The 24,752-nt window shown below is 45.0% G+C and carries 26 protein-coding genes and 1 tRNA gene; 25 read left to right on the top strand and 2 right to left on the bottom strand.

Features of this window, described 5'->3' with window-relative positions; genetic code table 11:
- The first annotated feature begins 129 nt into the window (after window positions 1–129).
- The 25 genes from E2I14_RS07925 to E2I14_RS07810 all read left to right on the top strand — a co-directional run bounded on the left by E2I14_RS07925 (window position 130) and on the right by E2I14_RS07810 (window position 23,878).
- On the top strand, window positions 130–594 hold the full coding sequence (locus E2I14_RS07925) for a hypothetical protein (RefSeq protein ID WP_133327231.1): 465 nt from the start codon (window positions 130–132) through the stop codon (window positions 592–594).
- A gap of 119 nt (window positions 595–713) precedes the next feature.
- Entirely contained in the window at window positions 714–1,304 is a 591-nt protein-coding gene (locus E2I14_RS07920; RefSeq protein WP_133327229.1) for a hypothetical protein, read from the top strand.
- 146 nt (window positions 1,305–1,450) lie between these two features.
- Entirely contained in the window at window positions 1,451–1,840 is a 390-nt protein-coding gene (locus tag E2I14_RS19960; protein WP_133327227.1) for a DUF6228 family protein, read from the top strand.
- A gap of 123 nt (window positions 1,841–1,963) precedes the next feature.
- On the top strand, window positions 1,964–2,386 hold the full coding sequence (locus E2I14_RS07910) for a T6SS immunity protein Tdi1 domain-containing protein (RefSeq protein ID WP_133327225.1): 423 nt from the start codon (window positions 1,964–1,966) through the stop codon (window positions 2,384–2,386).
- 70 nt (window positions 2,387–2,456) lie between these two features.
- A complete protein-coding gene (locus E2I14_RS07905; protein WP_133327223.1) occupies window positions 2,457–2,792 on the top strand; it encodes a hypothetical protein in 336 nt (111 codons plus the stop codon).
- 199 nt (window positions 2,793–2,991) lie between these two features.
- A complete protein-coding gene (locus tag E2I14_RS07900) occupies window positions 2,992–3,402 on the top strand; it encodes a hypothetical protein (protein ID WP_165967789.1) in 411 nt (136 codons plus the stop codon).
- A gap of 72 nt (window positions 3,403–3,474) precedes the next feature.
- Window positions 3,475–3,885 carry an ankyrin repeat domain-containing protein gene (locus E2I14_RS07895; protein WP_133327219.1) on the top strand — a complete coding sequence of 137 codons (411 nt, stop codon included), beginning with the start codon at window positions 3,475–3,477 and terminating at the stop codon, window positions 3,883–3,885.
- Window positions 3,886–3,945: 60 nt separating this feature from the next.
- On the top strand, window positions 3,946–4,260 hold the full coding sequence (locus E2I14_RS07890; protein WP_133327217.1) for a hypothetical protein: 315 nt from the start codon (window positions 3,946–3,948) through the stop codon (window positions 4,258–4,260).
- Window positions 4,261–4,314: 54 nt separating this feature from the next.
- On the top strand, window positions 4,315–4,611 hold the full coding sequence (locus E2I14_RS07885) for a hypothetical protein (protein ID WP_133327215.1): 297 nt from the start codon (window positions 4,315–4,317) through the stop codon (window positions 4,609–4,611).
- Between the two features lie 56 nt (window positions 4,612–4,667).
- Window positions 4,668–5,249: a hypothetical protein gene (locus E2I14_RS07880; protein ID WP_133327213.1), complete on the top strand. Its 582-nt coding sequence runs from the start codon at window positions 4,668–4,670 to the stop codon at window positions 5,247–5,249.
- Between the two features lie 138 nt (window positions 5,250–5,387).
- Window positions 5,388–6,818: an IS1182 family transposase gene (locus E2I14_RS07875; RefSeq protein ID WP_133327211.1), complete on the top strand. Its 1,431-nt coding sequence runs from the start codon at window positions 5,388–5,390 to the stop codon at window positions 6,816–6,818.
- A 232-nt stretch (window positions 6,819–7,050) separates the two neighbouring features.
- On the top strand, window positions 7,051–7,449 hold the full coding sequence (locus E2I14_RS07870) for a hypothetical protein (RefSeq protein ID WP_133327209.1): 399 nt from the start codon (window positions 7,051–7,053) through the stop codon (window positions 7,447–7,449).
- A gap of 145 nt (window positions 7,450–7,594) precedes the next feature.
- Window positions 7,595–9,147, top strand: a protein-coding gene (locus tag E2I14_RS07865) for an IS3 family transposase (protein WP_227544658.1) whose coding sequence is annotated in 2 segments (ribosomal slippage) — window positions 7,595–8,057 and window positions 8,057–9,147 — 1,554 coding nt in all. Because the reading frame shifts where the segments join, the coding sequence is not laid out codon by codon here.
- Between the two features lie 393 nt (window positions 9,148–9,540).
- Window positions 9,541–9,972 (top strand): hypothetical protein, encoded by a 432-nt coding sequence (locus E2I14_RS07860; RefSeq protein WP_133327207.1) that lies wholly within the window; start codon window positions 9,541–9,543, stop codon window positions 9,970–9,972.
- Window positions 9,973–10,078: 106 nt separating this feature from the next.
- Window positions 10,079–10,939, top strand: coding sequence for a hypothetical protein (locus tag E2I14_RS07855; protein WP_206105602.1), 861 nt, complete (start codon window positions 10,079–10,081; stop codon window positions 10,937–10,939).
- Between the two features lie 574 nt (window positions 10,940–11,513).
- Window positions 11,514–12,101, top strand: a complete 588-nt coding sequence (locus E2I14_RS07850) for a tetratricopeptide repeat protein (RefSeq protein WP_133327203.1) — start codon at window positions 11,514–11,516, stop codon at window positions 12,099–12,101.
- 758 nt (window positions 12,102–12,859) lie between these two features.
- Window positions 12,860–13,543, top strand: coding sequence for a response regulator transcription factor (locus E2I14_RS07845; RefSeq protein ID WP_133327201.1), 684 nt, complete (start codon window positions 12,860–12,862; stop codon window positions 13,541–13,543).
- A complete protein-coding gene (locus tag E2I14_RS07840; RefSeq protein WP_133327199.1) occupies window positions 13,543–15,012 on the top strand; it encodes an ATP-binding protein in 1,470 nt (489 codons plus the stop codon). Before E2I14_RS07845 ends, E2I14_RS07840 begins: the two co-directional genes overlap by 1 nt.
- Window positions 15,013–15,315: 303 nt before the next feature.
- Window positions 15,316–15,564, top strand: coding sequence for a DUF4382 domain-containing protein (locus E2I14_RS19955; RefSeq protein ID WP_133327197.1), 249 nt, complete (start codon window positions 15,316–15,318; stop codon window positions 15,562–15,564).
- On the top strand, window positions 15,546–16,496 hold the full coding sequence (locus E2I14_RS07830) for a hypothetical protein (protein ID WP_133327195.1): 951 nt from the start codon (window positions 15,546–15,548) through the stop codon (window positions 16,494–16,496). Before E2I14_RS19955 ends, E2I14_RS07830 begins: the two co-directional genes overlap by 19 nt.
- Window positions 16,497–16,619: 123 nt before the next feature.
- Window positions 16,620–17,906 (top strand): hypothetical protein, encoded by a 1,287-nt coding sequence (locus tag E2I14_RS07825; RefSeq protein ID WP_206105601.1) that lies wholly within the window; start codon window positions 16,620–16,622, stop codon window positions 17,904–17,906.
- Window positions 17,907–17,927: 21 nt separating this feature from the next.
- Entirely contained in the window at window positions 17,928–19,394 is a 1,467-nt protein-coding gene (locus E2I14_RS07820) for a metallophosphoesterase family protein (RefSeq protein WP_133327191.1), read from the top strand.
- Complete coding sequence (locus E2I14_RS07815; RefSeq protein ID WP_133327190.1) at window positions 19,382–20,980, top strand: metallophosphoesterase family protein; 1,599 nt, start codon at window positions 19,382–19,384, stop codon at window positions 20,978–20,980. Before E2I14_RS07820 ends, E2I14_RS07815 begins: the two co-directional genes overlap by 13 nt.
- A gap of 235 nt (window positions 20,981–21,215) precedes the next feature.
- Entirely contained in the window at window positions 21,216–21,413 is a 198-nt protein-coding gene (locus E2I14_RS19285; RefSeq protein WP_165967788.1) for a hypothetical protein, read from the top strand.
- Window positions 21,407–23,878: a cytochrome c peroxidase gene (locus tag E2I14_RS07810; protein ID WP_133327188.1), complete on the top strand. Its 2,472-nt coding sequence runs from the start codon at window positions 21,407–21,409 to the stop codon at window positions 23,876–23,878. Before E2I14_RS19285 ends, E2I14_RS07810 begins: the two co-directional genes overlap by 7 nt.
- Before the next feature lie 247 nt (window positions 23,879–24,125).
- Here the strand turns inward: E2I14_RS07810 and E2I14_RS19820 are convergent, their stop codons facing one another.
- On the bottom strand, window positions 24,126–24,257 hold the full coding sequence (locus tag E2I14_RS19820; RefSeq protein WP_264757054.1) for a hypothetical protein: 132 nt from the start codon (window positions 24,255–24,257) through the stop codon (window positions 24,126–24,128).
- A 261-nt stretch (window positions 24,258–24,518) separates the two neighbouring features.
- Window positions 24,519–24,609, bottom strand: a tRNA-Ser gene (locus E2I14_RS07805).
- Window positions 24,610–24,752 lie beyond the last annotated feature (143 nt).

The following is a 24,752-nucleotide window of genomic DNA, read 5'->3' as shown; positions in this document are numbered from 1 at the left end:
AGTGTGGATGTCCCGATGCGGCACGTAGCTGACAAATTGGTCGTCGCACAAATTATTCTAAATTTATTTTGTAAATTAAAAACTAATAAGTTATGACCGTTATGAAAATCTGGTTAAGAATTGATTGTGATGCGTAGAAATGCACTGAACGGCATTTGCCACGATATATTGATGTCTTTCATTAGTAGAAATAATGATCTGTCCGGTTATTGGGGTATTGGAATGCTTTGCTTAGCGGCCAGCGAAAACAATACGCAATCTGTGGCACTAGATTTGCTGAACAATAAGGCATCCTTGATCTCGAACGAATTTGACGCAATGGTTAATCATTATCGGGAAATGCTTTTTATGTTGTTGGGCAAAAGGTCTATACCTGCGTCGGCGATTTCAAAAGTGACTTTAGTGACAAGTTTTAACCAAGGAAATGACGAGCGTTACCACTATTTTCAATCTGCGCTCGGTCAACCGTACATTTGTACAATCGAGATGTTTGATACGTTAGGGAGAGGGCATTCTATTACGGCAGGTGGTCATTGCAAGTCACATGATCCCAGTAAAGAATCCAGGAGAGCACCGGATAAGCGCATTGAATGAAAATGATTGGAAGCGGTCATTCAGTAAGATTGGCGTAAGACGGGACGCGGCACATTGCTGACGTTCAATGAAATGTCTCATCTTTACCGTCCTTATAATTGAAATCACAGGAGCGAAACGTGTCAAATGCGATTGATCTAAAACTCTTTTCTGAGCGAAGACTAATGGGGCATAGAGTGCCAGAAGATCTTGAATTGCTATTAGCTAATTCTGAAAATGTTCAAAAGCTGACGGGAATTGAATTTAGTGATAAAACGGACTGGGTGCCATGGCTTGACGTAAGTTACCTATCTGAAAAACAGTTGAATGATCCGGATATTGCCGCGAATATCAAAGCCATTGCAGCAGTGAGCCAATATATTTCGTTTGTGGCGGCGACCGAAGATTCCGAGTACATCGGTTATTGGCGTGGCCCTCAAACGGGAGGTTTATTACAGGCGCCCATCGTCTGCCTAGACAACGAAGGTCAATTCAATGCTATTGCGGGTCGGAATATAGCAGAGGCTCTTCTTGGCCTACTATACAACGCCAACACATTCACAAATTTTAAGCAGTTGATTGAAGATGCAGGCATGTCAATTCCATATTCATCGTATCGCGAAATTCCCTTTCTTGAAGACTCGAAGGACGCTGCTTATGTTAGCCCATCAGATCTTCACAAGAAGCTATATTACGAGTTTCGCACCAATTTAGTAGCGAAGCTTGATTGATAGGGAACGGATTTTAAGATTCAACAGGAAAGATGACGGACTGTTCGCGGCAAGAAGCAGCGGATCAGCTAGATTTTCAAATATTATTTTCCTCGTTGTTTTGGAATGGGCACCAAAGATGCCTCAATTATTAAAAGTTGGAACAAATGGCTTGTGTTCAATTTAAGTCTCCTAACAATGGCTCGACTTTAACCTTTACAGTTACCTCCCGATTAGAGGAAGAAACTATCTTCGACGTAGCGGTCAAAACTCGTTTGTTCTCAGGAACATCTGAATCGTCAACATACATGGTCCTTAGCCCATCCTACTTTTTTAGAGAGATGGCAAAAGAATGGGAGGGTTGGAAGGCAGCGAAAATTTGGTGCGATTTGGAGCAACGGGTCCACATCGCTGCAACCACTGATGCACTTGGACATATTTGCCTTACTATTAAGTTGAGGACTTTAGAGTCCGACGAAAAATTGACGGTAAAATTATCTTTCGAAGCAGGTCAGCTTGAGGCAATGTCAAATGAAATTGATGCACTATTTAAATAATGGAAAAGGTCGCGAAAGGTGCATAGCGGCACTAGGGGACGTTGAGACGCTCAACTCATATATCAACAAGGCCTAGTAACAAAATAGTTGGTCTGCCAGTTAAATCAAATGTAAGGCGATTGAATGTTCGAAATTGAAAAACTGATTCATTTTCTACCTTCACCAAAATCTAAATCAGAGTTGGGGAAATTTGGCACAGCTTTCGCCCGCGAGGTTGAAGTAGTCGCATATACATCGTTTGGTGATTTGTTTATGCGCGATAAGCAGACAAACCAAATTGCGCTTGCGCTTTTAGTTCCATTTAAGGTTATTCCCTTAAACGCATTTTCGATGCAGGCACTAATTGATCTTTTCAGTGGCAATCCAAATGCGGCATTCGAAACCCTGCATTTCGAGCGGGCCGTGGAATTACAGTCGAAGCTCGGTCTGCTCGGTCCCGAGGAAGTTTATATTCCACACCCATATCCAATCTGGGGAGGGGACAATTCAATTGAGTCCTATAAGAAAGGAAATGTCTGGATACACGTTCAACTAGTTACCGATTAGCATTAATCACGGCTGTCGCTAACCGGCACAATCCGGACATATTGGAGTTTCCTCAAATTAAGGGATGGATATGAAAATAGGCCCATATATTTGCCTAATCCTCGCGTTATTTGCATTGCCAGCTTTGGCTGGTGAAGTTCAATGCCAGTCGGAATATGAACGCGGCAAACGTGAAATGGGCGCGTACGCAGAAATGGCGGGCATAATTGAAGGGACGATCTACGGTTATACATTGGTGGATTCATCTCAGAATATTTGTCTGTCTGGCACGGCAAAGGAAAAGGTTCAAGCAATTGCAAAGGCATTTGCAAGTGAGTCGTTCATGAGGCAGCCAATACTAATGAACGATGTTCCCACGAAAGATCAGGCATTGGAATTTTTGCGTAGATTTTTCCCGTGTCATTAATATGTGCTTTAATTTCGGCTAACGACTTGGCTGGCAAGACGCGGCACGTTGCAGACAGTCGCCCCTTGGCAAAGAATAAGAAATTTGACGCATTTAGCTTGGTGTTAGGAAGCCAATCCTGATTGGAAAAGCCGTCGCATACGAGACACTAGTAAATTGTTTTTAGAATGTTACCTCCTACCAAATTGGAAAGTTTTTTATGTCCTATGACTTGAATGTGTACCTTTCGAGACAAGAAATGCCAACTCCGATTGATTGGGGTGAAGCGATAGTCAAAGCCGGGTTCCCGGTTGAGCTTGATTCTGATTTCGACGTAGAGGCTTTCAAGGGATTCCTACCCGCGCCTGTTCGTGGAGAAATGGCTGGCTTCGAATACTACGCAGGCCCCGTGACTGCGGATTTAGCAAAAAAAATGAAGCTAAATGAGAATATCAACTTCACAGTAATGTTTGCGATTGGTTCACGACCACTTGAGCTGGTCTCCGCACTTTCCGCAGCTAGCGTCCTGACGTTGCTGAGCGGTGGTGTGCTGGTCGACCCGCAGGAAGGTAAGTCCTATTTGGGCGTTGACGCCATTGAATGGGCACACGCGCAAATTGCTAGGACATGAGCGACTTAACAGGTAAAGGCAGTTCGCGGCACAAAGACGACGATCGACTTGAATATGAAAAGGTTTTGAAAAATGGATGAACTTCAATCTGTCCTAGCTAGAATTCAAGATCGATCAAGCTTCCATGATAAAAATTTTGAAGATACTAATCTAATTGATGTTAATCAAAAGAATTGGTGCGGTGACTTTCCACTTCAAATCGCTGTCGTAACAAATGATATTCCAGCAGTTCAAGTTCTGATTGATAACGGAGCTGCGGTAGATGCGAAGGGGGAAGATGGTTTTACTGCTTTGCACTGGGCCACTATAAAAAGAAACCACGCCGCAATTAGAGTGCTGTTGTCGCGCGGAGCTAATCCCGGAATTAAGAATGGTTTTGGCGCTAGTCCAATTGATATTGCAACCAAATCAAATGATCTTGAATCAATTGAGCTCTTCAAAAGAATGAATAGACGGCATTTAATGTCAACGATACCCAAATGATGACGAAGAATCTGATTGGCTCGTTGCGGCACAATCCGGACAAATTGCAATGGATCAAAAATGACAAATAAATTGCCGTCTGTAGTGGTGGTCACTCCAACAGGAGAAGAAGTAAGCTCTTCGGACGTACAAAATGATAGTCGTCATTTTTTAAACGCTGACGTTAATATCGAAAATCGTGATATTCAATTGAGCTTTTCCACGCGGCAAGCAATGTATGATTTCGCAAAATCCTTATTGCAAGAGTCCGTTTATGGAAAAGGTGGTCAAAAGGAGTTTTATCCCCTTGCCGCTGAAAGCAAAAATTTAGTCGTCGATGGCGTCAGGATGTCAGAAAAATCATCGCGGATTTTTGTGTTTTACGAAGATGAGTAAAGACGGCACGCGGCACAAAGCGGTCAAATTTTTTACGCTTCAAAACGCGAATTAATGAAGATTAATATTGATTTCAGCATATTTTGTTCCACGACTAGTACGTATGGTTACGTCACGGGACTTCTTGATTTCAATGAAATTCCGCGCATAGGGGAAACTGTTAAATTGTTTGACATTGAGAACCAAATCGATGAATTCGATGGTGCATTGAAGGTTGAATCATTTGTTAGCGACCACAATGTACTTGGGTTCGAGCCAGTAGTGTTAAGTTCATTAATTATGGCGGACTCGCTCGCTGAGGAATTGGAAACAAAATATGGCCTTTTCGTTGTTAGGTACGAAGAACAATAATGGGCGCTTGCGGCACATAGCAGTCGATCGTTTCATTACTCAAAAAACCTAAATACATGAAGAGAAACAACGTCAGACATTGCTGGGAAAATACACTTCAAAATGTTGCGGCGATGCCCTCGGCTCCACGATTTGCATGGGAATGGACTGTGTTTGGGCTATTTTTGGCCGTTGCAAGTTTTCTTGTGCCATCATTCCCTTCCGCTCTTCTATGTTTCTACTATTTTTTTAGCTGGATTCTTTGGAATATTGCTGCCTGGGGTGAAATATCAAAAGGTGCATATATTCGCCTTGGGTTGTTATGGATTGCCATTGATTTTTCAATCCTAATATGTTTTCTTTCGGCGGTTCATTCCCTTGGTGACGTTACAAATACTCAAGGGTCGGAGATGATTTGGGGAATTGCGTATCTTCCTTCAATATTGCCACTTGGCTTGATTCTAGATTTCGGCTCAAACGCGACCAATTCGGGTTCTAATCAATTCATTCTAAATGCAAAGACTTTACTTGGGCCTGCATTAGGCAACGCGGTTGGTAATTGGCTACTGATTTCTGCGGTTTCCGTTTGCCAGTGCATTGTCGTTGGCTACTTGATGTTTATTATTCGACGAATTAAATACAATAGAATGACTTCTTAAGGCAGAATTCGGCAGAGGTTGTGTAAAAACGCAGTCTTGTGCGCCATCAAAAATAATTTCAAAAAATCACATAACGATGTAAACAGAACTATCTCTCATACGTTATATAAAAAGTCGAATCCACGTTAAGGAGCGTTGATGAAGCGATTTATCCAAGGAGAGCACCGCACACAAAGCACATTGCTGCCAGAGGTGTTGGATGATTATGTGACCGAAGAGAATCCGGTACGCGTGGTCGATGTGTTTATCGATAATCTTGACCTACAAGCACTCGGATTTGAAGGCGTAACTCCCGCTGTCACAGGACGCCCGTCCTACCATCCGGTGGTTCTACTCAAACTCTACGTCTATGGCTACCTAAACCGCATTCAATCCAGTCGCCGCCTCGAACGCGAAGCTCAACGCAATATCGAATTGATGTGGCTCACTGGTCGCCTAACACCCGACTTTAAAACCATCGCTAACTTCCGCAAAGACAATGGCACCTCGATTCGAAATGTCTGTCGCCAATTCGTGGCGCTATGCCAGAAGCTCGACTTATTTGCTGAGTCCCTCGTGACGATAGATGGCAGTAAATTCAAAGCCGTGAATAACCGCGATAAGAATTTTACCAAGGGTAAAGTAGAACACCGGATGAAGGAAATTGAATCCAGCATTAACCAATACTTGACCGAATTAGACACGGCTGATCGTCACGAACCAGAGATCAAACAAGCACGCACGGAGCGACTCCAACAGAAGATCGTCAAGCTACAAACGCAAATGAAACAGCTCGCCACCATCAAAGAGCAGCTCGACGAAGCACCGGATCATCAACTATCCCAAACCGATCCTGATGCACGTTCCATGCGCACTCGTGGCAGTGGTATCGTCGGTTATAACGTGCAAACCGCGGTCGACACCAAACATCATTTAATTGTCGCGCACGAGGTCACCACCGACGGCAATGACCGCGATCAATTGTGCAACATGGCGACCCAGGCACGCGACGCCATGGGCGTCGAACAACTCACCGCCATCGGTGATCGAGGCTATTACAAGAACACCGAAATACTAGCGTGTGACCAAGCCAACATCAAAGCGATTGTCGCCAAAAGCGTGACCTCCACCGCCACAGCGGAAGGACGGTTTGGTAAAGATGATTTTATTTACGATGCGGCCAACGATGTTTATCGTTGCCCAGCTGATCAGCTACTTACGCGACGCACCAGTTACCAAGAGCGCGGTGAAATGCAACATCGTTATTGGACGTCTGGATGCAAGAATTGTCCATTGAAGAGTCAATGCACCCCAGGCTCTGAGCGACGCGTTACACGTTGGGAAAACGAAGCGGTATTAGACGACATGCAGCGCCGCTTAGATCACTTTCCGCAAGCAATGCGCATTCGCCGCGAAACAGTTGAGCACACTTTCGGCACGATTAAATTCTGGATGGGGACGCAACACTTCCTGATGCGAACGCTGAAACACGTCGCCACCGAAATGAGTTTGCATGTGCTGGCCTACAATATGAAACGCATGATAAAAATCCTCGGGATTATTCCATTAATGCAGGCGATGGTGAAGTGAGGTGGGCTTTTTTAGCACAATCCAGCCTAATTTAAACGCGATTTAAACTGTTTTACGCCTTGCACTCAAAAAACGAGATGCTCAACAGGAATATTTCGGATTAAACTGACGCTTCTTGAGCTGCTTTACAAGTCAGTTTGAACGCTAATAATTTACTTACAGCGGGAATTCTTGTTTTTACACGGCCTCGGCACAATGGAGACGTTCGCATCAAAAACCTATTTGAAGTTATATGAAAATATTAATTGGTTTATTTAGCTGCGCGCTGATACTTGGTGGTTACTTGTTCATGGAGGATTCCGCGACGCCTGAAAATGGAGCCCCCCTTGGAAATGAATGTGGTGAGAAGTCGGCTATTGCAATGAGTCAATTTCATATGACGGATAGTTCTACGCTAGTTGCTGACAAGTTAAAAACCTTAAAGTCAAAATATACGATTTGGAAAAACGGGGAATTAGTTGTCTTTGAGAGTATTGAATCCATAAAAGGTCCATTTGAAATACTCATTGACGGCCACAATGATTATGGTTTTTTCGATCCAGTTTCACGTCGCGAAGACATTGATCTTTACTTCAACGAATTGAAATTGCTAACTCAATGCACATGCACTGTAGTGTTAACCGGGCCATAATCAATGCGCGCTTTCGGCACAAAGCGGTCAAATTTTTTACGCTTCAAAACGCGAATTAATGAAGATTAATATCCCCCTATGTCAGGATAGATGTCGCGTCAATTAATTAACATCAACCGTATTGGGGGCGGAGCAAAGACATGCAGTGAACCGCTATCCAGCAGAACGCAAGGAGGCCATCCTTAAGCAGATGATGCCGCCGATGAATAAATCAGTTTCAGTATTGGCCCGTGAGAACGGCATAACGGAACAAACGCTCTATACTTGGCGACGAAATTTAAAATCGCAGGGAGTGCCGGTGCCAGGAAATGGAAAAAATGCCGAGGAATGGTCCTCGAACGACAAGTTTAGCGTGGTGCTGGAAACAGCCCACCTGAACGAGGCGCAGTTGGCGCAATATTGTCGCAGCAAGGGATTGTTCGTTGAACAGATTGCGCAATGGCGCACAGCTTGCCAGGAAGCGAATGCCTCATCGGTTGAGCGCAATCGTGAGCAACGCGATCAGAGTAAAAGCGACCGCAAAGAGATCAAGCAGTTGAAGAAGGAGCTACAGCGCAAGGAGAAAGCACTGGCCGAAGCGGCTGCACTGATTATTCTCAGAAAAAAAGCCCAGGCGATCTGGGGGGATCCCGAGGAAGACTAATCGGGACCCTGGATCGCCAGCATGTGATTGAATTGATTGAAGACGCCGTTGGCAGTGGTTGTCGGCGCGCGGCGGCCTGTGCCATGCTCGACATCAGCCTGCGCAGCTATCAGCGCTGGACGCGTGAAGGTGGTCATGGAATCGTGGATGGACGCAAAGGATGTCAACGTGCGGCACCGGCTAACAAGCTGAGCAACGAGGAGCGGCAGCAGATTCTGGTTGTGGCCAATAGTGCTGAATTTGCCAGCAGCCCGCCGAGCCAGATGGTACCGACGCTGGCGGACCGAGGTGAGTATTTGGCGTCGGAGTCGACCATCTACCGGATATTGAAAGCCGAGCAGCAACAGCATCACCGGGGACGTGCAAGCAAACCGAGTACAAGGGTTGTGACGAGCCACTGTGCGACCGAGCCAAACCGATTGTGGGCGTGGGATATTACCTGGATGCCGGCCGGCGTGAAGGGCCTGTATTTTTACTGGTATATGGTCCTCGACATTTATAGTCGCAAGATCGTCGGGCATGAGGTTCATGTCACTGAGTCAGCAGAACTGGCATCACTGTTGTTGCGTCGTGCCAGTCTGGCAGAAGGTTTGGCCGGACGCGAGGTGGTACTGCACTCTGATAATGGCAGCGCAATGAAGGGTGCGACGATGCTGGCGACGTTGGAACGGCTCGGTATCATGCCGTCGTTCAGTAGACCTCGTGTGAGCAACGACAATGCCTACCCGGAGTCGCTGTTCCGGACCTGCAAGTATCGACCTGACTATCCTGGCAAGGGGTTCGCCACGATAGAAGAAGCGCGGGATTGGACAATGAAATTTGTACAGTGGTACAACCACCAGCACAAACACAGCGCTCTGAAATTCGTCACACCCGCACAGCGACACGATGGTCATGATGCGGCGATCTTGCGACAACGTGAGGAGATCTATGAATCAGCGAAACAGCGGCATCCGGAGCGCTGGTCAGGTGCGACACGGAACTGGGAATTGAAGGACGAGGTTTGGCTGAACCCGGAACGAAATCAGACAGAGGCACTATTGCAAGCAGCATGACTTGACGCGACATCTTTGTTGACAACTACCGATATTGATTTCAGCATATTTTGTTCCACGACTAGTACGTATGGTTACGTCACGGGACTTCTTGATTTCAATGAAATTCCGCGCATAGGGGAAACTGTTAAATTGTTTGACATTGAGAACCAAATCGATGAATTCGATGGTGCATTGAAGGTTGAATCATTTGTTAGCGACCACAATGTACTTGGGTTCGAGCCAGTAGTGTTAAGTTCATTAATTATGGCGGACTCGCTCGCTGAGGAATTGGAAACAAAATATGGCCTTTTCGTTGTTAGGTACGATGAACAATAATGGGCGCTTGCGGCACCTAACGGACGTTCATAAGGGATTCATTTTTTTAAGATTGATTCAATTTAAATTTTAGATATGGCAAATATTAAGGTTGAAAATTACGACCCGTTGCGGCACCCAAACTACATGGCTTATGTGGACGATGAACAATACCAGCGGTATAAACGCTCAGACGGATTAATTCCATACAAAGTCTGTCTGGTTGACGTATGTGGTTTCCAATTTATATTTCATAGTATTTTGCAAATGCAACTCTGCCTCGAATATTATTCAACAGAATTACAACCAAGCAGTCGTTTGCCTGTTTACACAGAAAACCTAGGTGGCGATCACTACGAAACACAGCGTTGGTACGAAAAATTACCTGGCAAACTACTTGAGAAATCGAAGCGGGCTAAAGTGATAGGTGCATTGAAAAGGGCTATTGATGAATACAAGAAATCCCCAGGCGCTTCGACTTGCGTAGTAAGACCGAATTTGTGGGATTGGTCAGGCAAGAAAAAATAGTGCTTGTCGCATGACCGGACGCGGCACATAGCTGACTTTCCGGAGCCGTTCGAAATTGTCGGTTGGTGAGCCATTTGATTTGATAAGCGATAACTTTAATATCCATATGAAAAAATATTTGTTCTCAGTGGTGACGGTGTTGATCTTTGGTTTGTTCATGCAACCTTTTTCTTCAACGGCACAGAGTACTTCAGCCAAAACTTTCGCAATACCATCGGATCTGGTGGATCAAATAAATCGATCTTCTGCGATAGGGAGGCAATTATTTCTATTTGACCACGCTGCCGCGATAGGGACAAACATTCTTCGCGAGAACGTTGATGAGAAAGATAGGAAACACCTCCGCGGTTATCTACCGCAGCAGGAAAGTGACAGCTCAGGAAATCCAACGGGTAATTTTGTGGTTTTATTTTTTACCAACGAAACAGTGCCTCGGATAGCCTATGAAGTCGAAGTTGCACAATCAGCGAAACCGATTTTCCGAGCTTTTTATCCTGCTAAGTCAACATCTGAACTGGTAGGCAATTTAATTCGTGCCCGACAAACCGCAATTGACGCAAATCCATCATATTCACAGCCGATTAATCCGATTGTGTTACCGGGCAACCTAAACAATGAGAACGGTATATTGGTCTATTTGATCGCAGGAACAAAAGTCCCAAATGTAGCTGTTTTTGGCAAGCACTTCCGGGCATTAGTCGAATCGGATGGTTCCGCAATCAAATATATGACTCCGCTTTCGTACTCGGAAATCGAAATTCCTATTCAACACAAAGATTCGCAGAAGACGCCGGTGGCATTGAGCATTACTCAACTCGTGACAGACTACCCCACTGAAACTCATGTATTCACGAGTCTCCTTATTCATTTTCCAGTTTACGTTGTTACGCGTCGCGGCATATGGCTAGTTAATGGGGACAAAATTTCGTTGATCGATGATAGAGTACCTGGAACTGGTACGCATTAATAGGTTGTCCCTTTTGGGTCGAAACCGGCAATTAACTATTCAGTTTCACACGGCAGGAATCGTCGAGCGAATTTTAGCTACGGTCACTTCTTGGCACAAAACGGCACTTTGGAGACAGTTGATTGGGTCTCCAATTTTTAAAACAACTTTGAAATTGAAAATGAAATTGCTTAAGTCGACACAGATCAGTTCAGTTGCCCTTGCGTTACCGTTTCTATTATTTATATGGTTCACTTATGCCGCTGATCGTGCGATGGATAAGTCTGGCGTGGGAGATGTTGACGCGTTCCAACGTTATACTGGGCTCGCCGGATTTTCTTTCTGGCTTGATATAGCAGTTTTTATTGTATTGTTGTTACTTCTATTTTTTAAGATTTTTCCGAGTAGTTTGGAACGGATTCAGATTTTAAATGTATTGAAAATTTATATTGTCTCAGCGCCGACTTTATATGTCGCTTTCTTGTTTTCGAGTTTTTCGTAACAGCAGTTTTGGCTTCATGCATGGCTGTAGACGGCACACAGGAGACGTTCGATGATAGCAGACAAATTTGTAAATTAAAAACAATTAAAAATAATGAATAAACATCCAGGACTTCTTTGTATTACAACTTGGCTGTTGGTCGGATGCTCCGCTTTTGGAGTTATTGAGACCAATGACCCTGGTCAGAAGTTGGCGCAAGCAAGGCAGTTATTCAGTATCTTGGATCGCCCGCTTCCCGCCGAACGGTTGATTCGTGAATCAATAGATATTTATACCGCCAATAATGACAATGCCGGCCTTGCCGAGGCCTATCGCTACTACGCATTTTTCTTCAAGTCGCCATCAGTCACACATTGGGAACATGTGTACGCTCCTAATGGTTTTCTCGACAAATCTGCGAAATTCGACGGTCGTTATGAAATGTCGATCAAATACTTCGATTTGTCGCTAGCTGAGTGGAATAGAATTGGGCGGCACGACTGGGATGCAAACATTGAATTAAATAAGGCTTCCGCATATCTGCAGATGAATCAAAATGAAAATGCTTGTCGATCCTATAGTCTAAGCCTGTTGGCTGATCAACAGTACCACATTAATGGAAGGATCGATTTGCCGAATGGCTACGGTACATCAAATGAATATATATCTGCTTTGATGCGTTTGGTGCCTTGTAAATCCTAATTTCCGACTTAAAGAAACTAAAAACATGACAAACAGTGTGATACACCAACTGATAGCATTGGCTCCTTCGAAAAGGTCAATATTGATAGCTGCTATGGTTGCTAGTTTACAAGGTTGCGCTATCGATATTCATCATGGCGAGTTCGTCACACAGGCTCAGGTAGATTCGTTCACCGTTGGGACAACCACAGTCGATGATGTATTGAAGTCGTTGGGAAACCCATCGCGGACTACGACTCGACCAAATGGTGAAAAAGTCATCTTCTATTCTGGTTTTACTAGCCGCATTAACCCACCTTCGATTGCAACGCTGACAGGAACCTCACCTCGGAATGAATTTGTGGGTGCGGAGACCACATCGTTCGTCTTCGACACCAGCTCGAAGCTCATCCGGGTGGAGCATTAGGCGACAAACTATGTGCCCGTTGTCGGCAGAGGTTGTGTAAAAACGTATTTCAGGTGACAAATCTCAAGCGGCCGTTGACTGTACGTCGGCATCTGGGCGCAATCGGCACAAACCAGCCGGTGGACAGCCTGACCAAACCGGGCGGATTGTTTGATTGGGGACGTGAAGTGGACAATTTTTCAAGCGTTGGGTTAGATAACAACCATGAAAAAATCTGTTGTTGAGTAGCGATTGAGGTCTATTTTTTAATTGCTTTGATCGGGACGTTAATTTGTTTTGGATTATCCTACTTCAATTTATGGGTTCAAGTGTTTGATGCAATTATTTTTTTCAATTATTAAGAAGTTCAATTATGAAAATATTGGTAGTTGAAGATGAATTAGAAATTGCAGATGTAGTTCTGAAAGCGCTCGTTGAGCAAGGAATGGCGGTAAGCGTCTGTGCGAACGGCACAAGTGCATATGAACTGGCAGCAAACCAACAATTTGACTGCATTATCCTTGATATCATGCTTCCAGGAAGAGATGGAATATCAATTTTAAAAGAACTACGGCAAAATAAAATATTAACGCCGATTATTTTACTGACAGCGCGTAATGAATTGGGAGATCGCCTTGACGGATTAAATTTCGGTGCTGACGATTATTTAGCAAAACCTTTCTTTGTTGAAGAGTTAATCGCTCGCATTGCTGCGTTACGCCGAAGAATATCGGGAGAAAGTCAACAACTCCTGCAAGTGGGTACCTTTGTCCTAGATCTAGTAAAACACCAGATTCAGATCGAACAATCGGTCGTCGCTTTGACCACGAGGGAATTCAACTTACTTGAATGCCTGATGAGATCTCCTGGTCAGATTTTTACCCGAGAACAAATACTCGACCAAGTGTGGGGGTACGACTTCGATCCCAGCACAAATATCGTTGAAGTGTGCATTCGTCGTATCCGCACAAAGATTGCATCGCTTTCCAATGTTGCCGCGGAAAATTCACCAATACAATCAGTGCGCAAGGCGGGCTATCGCTTTGAAGAAATTTGATGGCGATAATTACCTCATTCCGCACACGAATTTTTTTCATTACGGCTTCAGTGGTAATGCTGACCTTAGCTGGCGTTATTTATTTTGGTTGGATTAATATCGTGCGCTACGAAACAGCACGATTTGAAGAACGGCTGTGCTACGAAACTCGTCGGATTTCGCAGTCTGATAACGATCATCAACCGCTATTACAATTAAGTGTAGACATTACTCATAAACTAGGGCTAAACAATTTAGACGATATTTATTTCCGCAGAAACTTGAGGGGTGGTTCGGAACAATTTCACTCCGCTAATTGGGGAGGTGATTTTGAAACAGCTATTTTATCGGGCGCAAAGTTTGTAGCAGTGTCGAATCTGATCAGCGCGAAAGCTTCAGAAGGTTCGACCAGTTCCTTAGTCTCAACGGCCAGAGGTCCATCCAATTTTAATGCTGCACCAACATGCAACATCGCGGGATGGGTAGTGGATGGAACCGATTGGAAAGGGGCTCAAGTTGAGATCAACCAAATCCAGGCGACGTTGATTGCCAAGGGCGACGGATTACAGCAACCGATACGCGCAATGGCTTTGGAAATATTAAAAAACCTAATACTCCCTGCATTGACTTTGGTATTGCTGGCAGCAGCGATTATTACCTATTACACCTTGACTCCACTCAAAAGACTCCGGATTGGCATGCTTTCGGTGAACACTACTACGCTAAGTCAAAAGTTACCAATAAAGGGGGAAGATCGCGAGTTTCGCGAATTGACAGATTCGTTCAATGTAATGCTAGGAAGACTAGATTCAGCAGTCCAGCAAGCAAATCGCTTTTCGGCAGATGCGTCACATGAACTGAAGACGCCATTGACGATTTTACAAACTACTATCGAACGTTTCATCCGTCAGTCCAACGATTCTGAAATTAGTAGCCAATTGAGTGGCATGCTTAGTCATGTAATACGACTGGGCGCGATCACTCGAAAGTTACTACTTTTGTCCCAAGCTGCAGCGGGTAGTTTAGTGCTGAATATGAAAGAAGTTGCTATCGGAAATTTGTTGAATGAAATGGCCGATGATATCGAAATGGTTATTGATCAACGATTATTGAGTAGAGAAATAAATTCTGAAATCAATATTAAAGGCGATGAAATTTTATTGCAACAGCTATTGAATAATGTAATTAGCAATGCCGTGCGTTACAGATCGGAGCAGGGATGGATCAGAATAACGTTGTTCCGAGAAGATGAAAACATTGTCCTAATGGTTGCAAATAAAACCAATCTAGTTTCCGATGCCGATCGCTCAAGGTTCTTTGATCGCTTTTTTCGAGCTGAAGGCACTCGTAATCGCGCTGTGGATGGAAGCGGACTGGGATTAAGCGTTGCCCTTGAAATTGCTCGCGCCCATCGCGGTAATCTTTTGTTATTGCCCTCACCTCGTGACGAAGTACATATCCAGGTCCAATTTCCCGCCCCACCAAGATAAATGACAATACTGTAATTGTAATTTTTTCGTAGAGGTTTACGATCCTACCAAATCATTACAGTGCGGCAATTGTGCATTCTGAATTCAACTTTGCAGACCTTCCTTGATGTAATGAGTGATAGACACACAGCTTTAATAGCAGACGTGTGATTGGGAAAATGAGAATGAAATATCGTTGCGTATTTGCTCGTTCAAATATGCGTTAAAAATTCAAATCATTCAATTGCACCTTTTATATTTAATTCCGAAGGCAGCGCTAATCGTATGTGCTTCTAAAATCAACGGAGAGGAAGTGGAATTATCATGAATCAGAAAAAAATAATTCAAGTTTTAGTCAGTTCAGGGATAGTTGGTTCGCTAAGTTTAATGGCGGCATGTGGCGGTAGCTCAGGCAATTCCAGTAGTGCAGGTACCTCACAGACAGCAGCCACAGGCGTTGTAAATATGAGTATCACAGACGGACCGTCAGATACATTTAATCACGTATGGGTGACAGTAAAGTCGATCGCATTTCATACTGATTCGAATGCAGTATGGAGTTCTTACCGCTGACGGATAACAAAGGTAATTCCCTGACATACGACATTGTCATCCGTGGACGTCAAATGCAAACCATGCTAATTAGTGGAGTAACTCCAACTGGCTCCTTTACTGGCCCAACTCTGAGTGGTGCTGCAGTTTTGTCATCTCAAACGAATCCATTAGCTGCCACCTATGCTGCCGAGTACAGCGCGCAATTGTCTGTGCCACTTGCTCCGCTCACCAATGGCCACATCGTATTCGAACAAACTCCCTGCCAATCTAGTTTAGCGACTTGCACTACAGGAGTTTTGCCACACGAAATTCGCTGGGCGGATACGAATCCCTTCACCGGTGATATCAAATCAGGTGACCGTGCAGGTTTGGCACCATGGGCCCAGAACTTTAACCTAGTCACCTCTGGCTTACTAACTGCTAAATACGTTGTTCCAGTAACTGCAGCTACGGCACCCAGTACCGCCCTAACTTTCAGCCCCGTCGGTAATACTGAAGGCGCGGGAAACTACAGCGTCGTTGCGGATGAAAAGGCCTACTATAATTTTAGTTCCCCAAATTTATTAAACTGGACTTCAACGGCTACAACAGAAACGGTGAATTTGATCAATCTCCCAACGCTAATTTCGACAGTGCAGAATGGGACAGTGAACGGTACAGTCTCTGTCGCAACAGCCGGCAAATACGTAACTGGTCAATTAATCGTTGCTCGTTCTGGGCAAACCGTCACAGCTCAGGACATTTCGACAAATCTTATTACAGCCGGAAATTTTAATTTTACCGTTACCGGTCTAGGCGCAGGAAGTGCGACGACGGAAGTAGGCGGAGCCTATTACTACGCTTATTTGCGGCTGTTCAATTCAGCCGGTAAACGTACTATAGTTTCGTTGCCGGGATTTATTGATTTGCGTTTCACGAATTCGGTAAGCGGCCTGAATGTGTCCATATAATTTATTTAAAATGCAACATAAATACTTTTATTGAATTTTCCTGAAAAATTCTATTCGACGTTGTCTTAGTAAATTCTGCGCCTAGGGGGGGCGCAGAATTGTCAAATCTACAGTGGAGTTCCGATGCTTATGAATACGTGGCAGTTGGTAAGAAATGGACTGATTGTGGCAATTGTGTCCACATCTAGTCTTGCTCAACAATCCATTGAACCGCAATCGCCCAGACCTCCGTCTCACGGCCGTGGAGATACACAGAGATATTCAATTGAACAGGCCATCTCTGATCGCGCCCAGTTGCACACAATTGCGTTTGACGCGCTGGCATTTCTTACCGGTGATTTTGCTCATGATACATTTCTGCCTCCCGGTAAAGTATCCGATTATTTTGGTTTCCAATATATGCGCGATATTGATGCTAAACATTCGGGACACTCCACATCGTTCCTGACGACGATTGCGCTAAACATATTGACGCTCCTGAATCAACAGCAACGAAATCAATTGGTGGTACTTGCTCATTCCCAGCAAGACAGTATTACTACATTCGCTCGACAACGCCTGCCGCTGATCAACGCTTTTCGAATGAACCTGGAAGGAAAAATTCCGACTGACTCTATCGGTTTAAATCGTAATGCAGTGATGCGTGCTTCGTCACAGCTTTATCGTTTGGATGGGGAGCTTGCGTATGACCGAGCTAAGGTAATGGCGAGGATCATCCGAAGTTTTTCAGATGAACAGCGCGAAGCATTGTCCAAGCTAAAGTTCGGCGATTCGGGTACATGGCCAACAGTGACAGAACCAGACGAGCGGCGGTCATGGCCGCACGAGATTGATGTTGCCGTGATGACGTATGCGAGCGAACTCTTCTCTTGGTACGCGGGCAATTCAGAGGCCGACATATATTTTTGTCCGGAACGACATGGCATGTATTTTGGTGGATTTGGAATGAAAACGGCTCCGGCAATGGGCAAACAAAACTACAGTATAAGCACATCCTTGACCGGAGATAGCGGTACCGCCATGCTTGAATTGCTCGATTCCCCTCAGCGCAAGCACATCACCGATTTGATTGATTTGCAACGTAGCGACCTACAAGAAATCATTAGCATTAGACAGCACATTGCAACTGAGTTGAGACTCCTGTTGAACGGAGCGCAAGGCAATCGATCAGCAATCATGCATCTCTCGGAGCGTTATGGCGCTATCGATGGGGAGTTATCGTACTGGTATGCGACAGCCTTTGCTAGCGTTGGACAATCATTAACCATAGTGCAACGGCAAAAGTTGCTGGCACTTCGTCAGGTTGATCCGGGTGAACAACCCGGCCCATTTCTCTACTCCGAACCAATTAGGGATGCTTTATTTGGCGATCCCAAGACGTTCTTTTATGAACCAAAGGACGCAACTTGATATGTTCAAAGTCGAACTAACATGATGAAACGCTTAGTTGCCTACCTTTTTCTGGTTTTAGCATTTTTTGTCGCCAGCGCGCAGCAAGAAAATGGTAACCGTGGTGCCACCGAACAAATCGATGGTAATCAGTCGGCACATAAAAAAAACGGTCCACCGCATCAGCCGCCACCGTTCACATATCAAAAAATTTTTGATGTAATTCTGGGTCGTCCATCGAATAACTCAATCGATATGAGCTTACTGTCCTATGATGGAAACAAAACTGTGTTGGTCGAGTATGTGCAGACAGGACAGTCGGGGGTAAATACCAGTAACCCAATGCAGTTGAGGCAGGGCGAGCCACTGACATTCACACTTGAGAATTTAAGACCTGCTAGTGCGTACAACTACAAAGTGACTCAAGTTGGTGATAAGGCAGTATTGATGCAAGGGCGTTTTGTTACCCAACCTACGCAGCGCAGCAATTTTCAATTTTCGGTGACGGCGGATTCGCATCTTGATCAAAACAGTGACCTCATGCTGTATCAGAAAACGCTAGCCAACATTAAATCCGAACACCCCGATTTTCATATTGATCTTGGTGATACTTTCATGACAGAAAAATACGAAAGTCGCGAATTGGCTGCGCACCAATACCTGGCACAACGTGGATATTTCGGACAAATTGGAAACGAAGTACCTTTGTTTTTAGTTCTCGGAAATCATGATGGTGAAGAAACCCGACAAATGAGGCAAGGCGTCGACAGCCTTGGGGTATGGGCAGCCCATATGCGTAAGCGTTATTTTCCGAACCCATATGCATCCGGCATCTATTCAGCTGGTAGCCAGGCTGACGACCTGATCGGTGATCATCAAGATTCCTATTCTTGGACTTGGGGTGACGTTTTATTTGTTGTATTAAATCCTTATTCCTATGCGTCCAAACGAAAAGCCGATGAACGTTGGAGATTATCGTTGGGTGATTATCAATATCACTGGCTTGAAAAGACTTTAGGGGAGAGTAAAGCCGCTTACAAACTTATCTTTATTCATCAACTCGCGGGTGGGCTGAATGATCAAGGGCGTGGAGGAATCGAAGCCGTCCAATATGGCGAATGGGGAGGAGGAAATGCTGATGGATCTGATGGTTTCCACGAACATCGCCCTGGATGGGATGTGCCAATTCATGCGCTACTGGTTAAAAATCATGTTACTGCAGTATTTCACGGACACGATCATCTATATGCTCATCAGCAATTAGATGGTATTGATTATCAGGAAGTTCCCCAACCTGCACATCCAGGCTTACCAAGTCCGGAAAATGCTCAAGCTGGCGGCTATAAATCGGGTGTAATTCGAGCTGAATCCGGGCATCTTTTTATTAGCGTTGCTCCGTCAGCATTGACGGTTAGCTATATTCAGTCTGAATTAAATAAAGACGGATCCCCAGGTCTATCTAACAACAAAGTGTTGGAATCTTATAGGTTAGCTCCATGGAAATACTAACAAGAATCCGGTATGTACTGAAAAATCAATCCGTGTTTTGGAAATTGGCGGTAGCAACATTGTCACTGGTTATCTTAGTGGACGCCATTGCACAAAACTTACCTCAGCAATTGGATTCAACTGATTCAGCTCGTCAAAATCAAGGACTAAAGCAAGGACAAAAGCGAGGCCGTGCGGACCGAGATCAAGCCCTAAACAATGCCCCGGCCGATGTAGCTGCGCTACGGCGCTTATCCGTCATCTTGGGAAGGCCGACCCTGAATTCGGTCACTGCCAGCATTTTGACCGAGGCTCCAGCGGAAGTCCAAGTGGAATGGGGATATTCCGCAGAGCACTTAGATCATATCAGTCAATTGAAAAAGCTGTCCGCGGGTGAAGTCAGTGATGTAGAAATAACGGGCCTAACTGCGAACTCGCGTTGCTACTATCATCTGAAATTCCGATCAGTTGGAGAACATTCGTTCCAGACAATGGCAACTGAGTCGTTTCACACTGCTCGCTCTACTGGTTCCCAATTTATTTTTGAGATGCAAGGTGATTCTCATCCTGAACGACCACAACAATTTGACCCGTCACTATATGCTCAAACGCTGCGCGCCGCTGCTGCTGACGAGCCAGATTTTTATATCACTTTAGGTGATGACTTTAGTGTTGATACGCTTAAGGAGATTAATTCTCAAACAGTTGAGCAGCGCTATTTGTTGCAGCGGCCTTATCTGGCTTTGGTTGGCAGGCGTTCACCTATTTATATGGTCAATGGAAACCATGAACAGGCTGCAGCTGTTAATCTGGACGGCACCCCCAATAATGTCGCCGTTTGGGCGCAGTCGACCAGGAATCATCTCTTCCCGTTACCGGTACCAGACCAATTCTATAGCGGCGATATACAAGACGTTCCCTACATTGGCAAACTGCGTGACTACTACAGCTGGACGTGGGGCGATGCCCTGTTTGTGGTGATTGATCCATACTGGCATTCCTCCGTAGCCGTTGACAATAAACTCGGTAGCCGAGTCAAGAATAATAAGTCAGGGGACGATCACAAATCCCGGGGCAAAGAAGACATGTGGAATATCACATTGGGCGATGAACAATATAACTGGTTACAAAAAACTCTCAAAGGCAGCACGTCAAAATATAAGTTCGTCTTTTCGCATCATGTCTTAGGAACCGGGCGAGGTGGAATAGAGGTGGCTAACCTTTATGAATGGGGTGGACATGATCGACAAGGTAACGATTTATTTGCCAATTATCGGCCTAATTGGCTCATTCCGATTCATCAGTTGTTTGCCCAAAATGGCGTAACGGCATTTTTCCAGGGACATGATCACGTATTTGCCCATCAACAGCTTGATGGAATCGTATATCAAACCCTTGCACAACCAGCAGACCCTAATTACACGCTTAATTTCTCCGAGGCATACAGGTCGGGAAAAATATTGCCAAACTCTGGTCGACTGCGCGTCACGGTGACGGCTGAAAAAGCAAAGGTTGAGTATGTGCGGTCGTTTTTGCCGATTGATCAAAAGGTTGGTCAGGTTGATAACAGCGTGGCATACAGTTATGAATTGGTCCCGCGCAAATAGTTTGACGACGTTTTAATTTTAATTTAACGAGCAGAGTTCTTGATTCAATAATTTTTATTAAATTAACTTGCATTCACTGGTTAGAAGTTGAAGTTTGTTTTACAAAAAAACTCAAATAGTTTGACTGGCGACGTAGTACTTAAATGAAATAGTTTAGATCTAACAATGGAAAGCATAACAATGACCAAATTAAAAAACACCTTTAGCGTCCTTTCGCTTTCAATATGTTTGGTACTTGTCGCCTGCGGGTCGGGTTCGTCTGGTTCAAATAGCCCTTCCAGCAGCACTGGGACTGGGACTGGGACTGGGACTGGGACTGGGACTGGGACTGGGACTGGGACTGGGACTGGAACTGGAACTGGAACTGGAACTGGAACTGGAACTGGAACTGGAACTGGAACTGGAACTGGAACTTCTTCACCGCCAGTGGTAACACCAGGTACTCCAGCAGCGCCAGGTGTACCACAAATCATTTCTATTGCACCCGGCACTCTCGATGCGGCAATTACCTTTAGTGCACCAGCCGCTGCAGGAAGTTCTCAGATTATTTCTTACAACGGTGCCTGCACAGACGGCCAATTCAATTATTTTGGCATTTCAACTTCACCTACGACGGCGATTTTTATTACTGGATTGAGCCAAGGAATTAGCTACTCTTGCACGATCAGCGCTACAAACAGCGAGTTAACCAGCGCAAATTCTGTGGCGACCACAGTTACTATCCCGATTCTGGCAAATAGTTCGGGCCTGCCTTCAGCGCCTACAATTGGCAATATTATCCCCGGCAACAGCAGCGCAACAGTTAACTTTACAGCTCCTGCGTCTAGTGGTGCTAATCCCATTGTCGGCTACGAAGCAACTTGTACTGGTACTAAAGGAGTTTTCCGAATAGCTGGCGTTTCTAGTCCGATCGTCGTGACTGGTCTGACCAACGGTACAAGTTACTCATGCAATGTTTACGCAAATAACAGTCAAGGAACGAGTCCTATTTCCGCAAACGGTAGCGTGATTCCTTCCGCAACTGCACCAGGCGCATCAACTGTCCCTTCATCACCACAAAACGTATCCATAACCCAAGGTAACCTGAGCGCGATTATTGGATTTTCCGCCCCCAATTCCAATGGGGGTTCGCCAATCACGAGCTATACCGCGACCTGTTCGAACGGCACGAAGACATTGTCAGGTAGTGAATTGACCAGTCCAATTCCTGTTACAGGGTTAGCTGCTGGGATTACCTATAGCTGCAGCGTAGTAGCCACCAATATTCAGGGGATGAGTGCTGCATCTAACTCTGTAACGGTGAATGCAACTGCGATTGCTCCAAATCCCTCCAGCCTTCCTACCACTATGGTTGCTGGCCCAGTTTTGGCCAGCATTGCGTCGGACGGAATGACGACTGTCGTCGTGACCTTGACAAATGCAGATGGCACTCTATTCACCGACCACTCCATTCCAGTGACATTCAGTTCTGCATGCGCATCAGCCAACACGGCTACAATTACTGCGACTTCAAATTCTGTAAATGGATTGGCTTGGGGTGTTTATCAGCCAACTGGTTGCACGGGTACTGACACTATCAGTGTTTCTGCGATCTCTGGATTATCGGCCGCAACGTCGGTGACAGTTATCGGAACCACTTCACTGACATCGACAGGAGCCTTAGGGAAAGCCTTATTTTTTGATAAAAGTCTTTCGGCGAATGGCCAACAGTCATGTGCATCATGTCACTCACCTGGGGTATATTTTCAAGCGCCCAATTCCCTAGCTGTTCAGTTAGGCGGGACGTCAGGCAACGCTGCCGGATTTCGTTCAGCACCGAGCGTGACTTACGCTGCACTTGACACACCATTTAGATTTTTGAGTGCCACCAACTCTGCTGGTACAGCAAATAATGGTGCAAATGGAAAGCTAGGCACACCGCGCGGAGGACTGATGTGGGATGGTCGTGCATCAGACGTCTTTGTACAGCCAACAGGGCCACTCCTTGCACCACACGAAATGGCTAACGCAAATAGTAGCGCGGTCCTCACTAAGTTGCTTAATAGTCCGTCCTTTGCCCGTTTTAATGCAGTTTATCCAGGCACAAGTTCCAGCAGTAATCCTGATACTGTGTTGGGTGAAATTGCCACAGCGATAGGTACGTTTGAATCCCAAGAGGCATCTTTCTTCCCATTCAACAGCAAATATGATCAGGTGCTAGCGAATAGAGCAAGTTTTACTGCGCAAGAAGCGAATGGGCAACAGTTATTTTTTAATTCCAATAAAGGCGGATGTTTTGGTTGTCACACTCCTTTCAGTAACTTACACACGGTGCAAACTTCGCCATTTTTTACAGATGGAAGTTATCGTGTTCTTGCAGTACCGAGAAATTTTTCCCTTCCATACAACAATGACTCTGCAGTACAAGCTTTGTTAACCAATCTTGGATTGGCTTCACTATTAAATGGAAGTACGTTGGGCACTCCCAACCATAGTTATTATGACCTAGGATTTTGTGGGCCATTTAGAACAGATTCACTGGGCGATGCCGCATTGTGTGGTGCCTTCCGCACTCCAGGTCTGAGAAATGTAAGTATGAAAGGAGCCTATTTTCATAATGGGATTTACTCAACTTTGGGTCAAGTTATCAATTTCTATATCAATCGCGATGCGTCGCCCCAATCAATTTATTTAACTGCTTCAGGAACGCCAGATATTCCGTACAACGATTTGCCAGTCATGTATCAAGGTAATCGGGAGGTTCGCAATCCATTCACTCCGATTGCTGGTGGACGAATGACCAATGCAGAAATTCAAGACTTGATTACTTTTATGTGCACATTAAATGATGGTTATGACCCGAACAATCCAATCGCTTATCAACAGCCGTTGCAATGTCGCAATGCTGTAAGGCGTTAGTGAGATGAGTTCATTCGTTATTGTTAAGACCTTTTTTGTCGATAGTTGGGCAATTGAAATAAGCGAACTAGAAATGTCGGAATTTTTTGATTACCCCTATTAAAGGTGAATTGAATGCCCGCTTTCTAGAGCCGCGACCGTCGCCAAAGGGCACAAAGCGAGCATTGACAGACATTTACCCATCGTCTGTTGTACACACCCATACCTGCCAGTCAATTTTAGTTAAAGCCAAATATCGAACCTTTATTTACGGATCGATGGGGGTTTTGAAATGAGAATAGGTGGCAACGTTGAAACGCGCACGCCCGGCAGCTTTGGCCTGCGGATATGTGGCAGCATGATCATGCCAATCGGTGGCGGGATCAATGTGAATATGCATTGGGCAAAATCGTATTTCAATTTTCTAAAAATAGTTTGCATAATCAACTTATGCTCAATTATTTGAAGCGTGGCGCTGGCCACAAAACGGTCACAAATCCACAACAACCGAGATCAACCGAAATAAATTCGGGCACATTTTGGTCACACTTCAAATGGGATTATTGGTATTTTTGTTGATTTTATTGAAATTATTGGTGTTTGTGGACGAAAAAAGAAAAAACCCGCAAAGCTATAAGCTATGCGGGTTTCAACGGCATTCTGGCGGAGAAAGGGGGATTCGAACCCCCGGTAGGCTATGAACCTACACACGCTTTCCAGGCGTGCGACTTAAACCACTCATCCATCTCTCCTAATTCGCGTGCTACTAACTTGCGAAGCCAGCGATTATAACAATAAATTGCTGGATTTTGAAAGTTAATTTCTCACTTTATTGTCTGACAGTTGCTCTTTATGGGGGCGAAAAATTAAAGTTAAGCGGGGCTTGGCCGATAAC

Origin of the sequence: Sapientia aquatica (assembly GCF_004358105.1) — a bacterium.
GTDB lineage: Bacteria > Pseudomonadota > Gammaproteobacteria > Burkholderiales > Burkholderiaceae_D > Solimicrobium > Solimicrobium aquaticum.
Note: the sequence above shows the minus strand (reverse complement) of the source record. Positions and strands in the feature narration are given on the sequence as shown.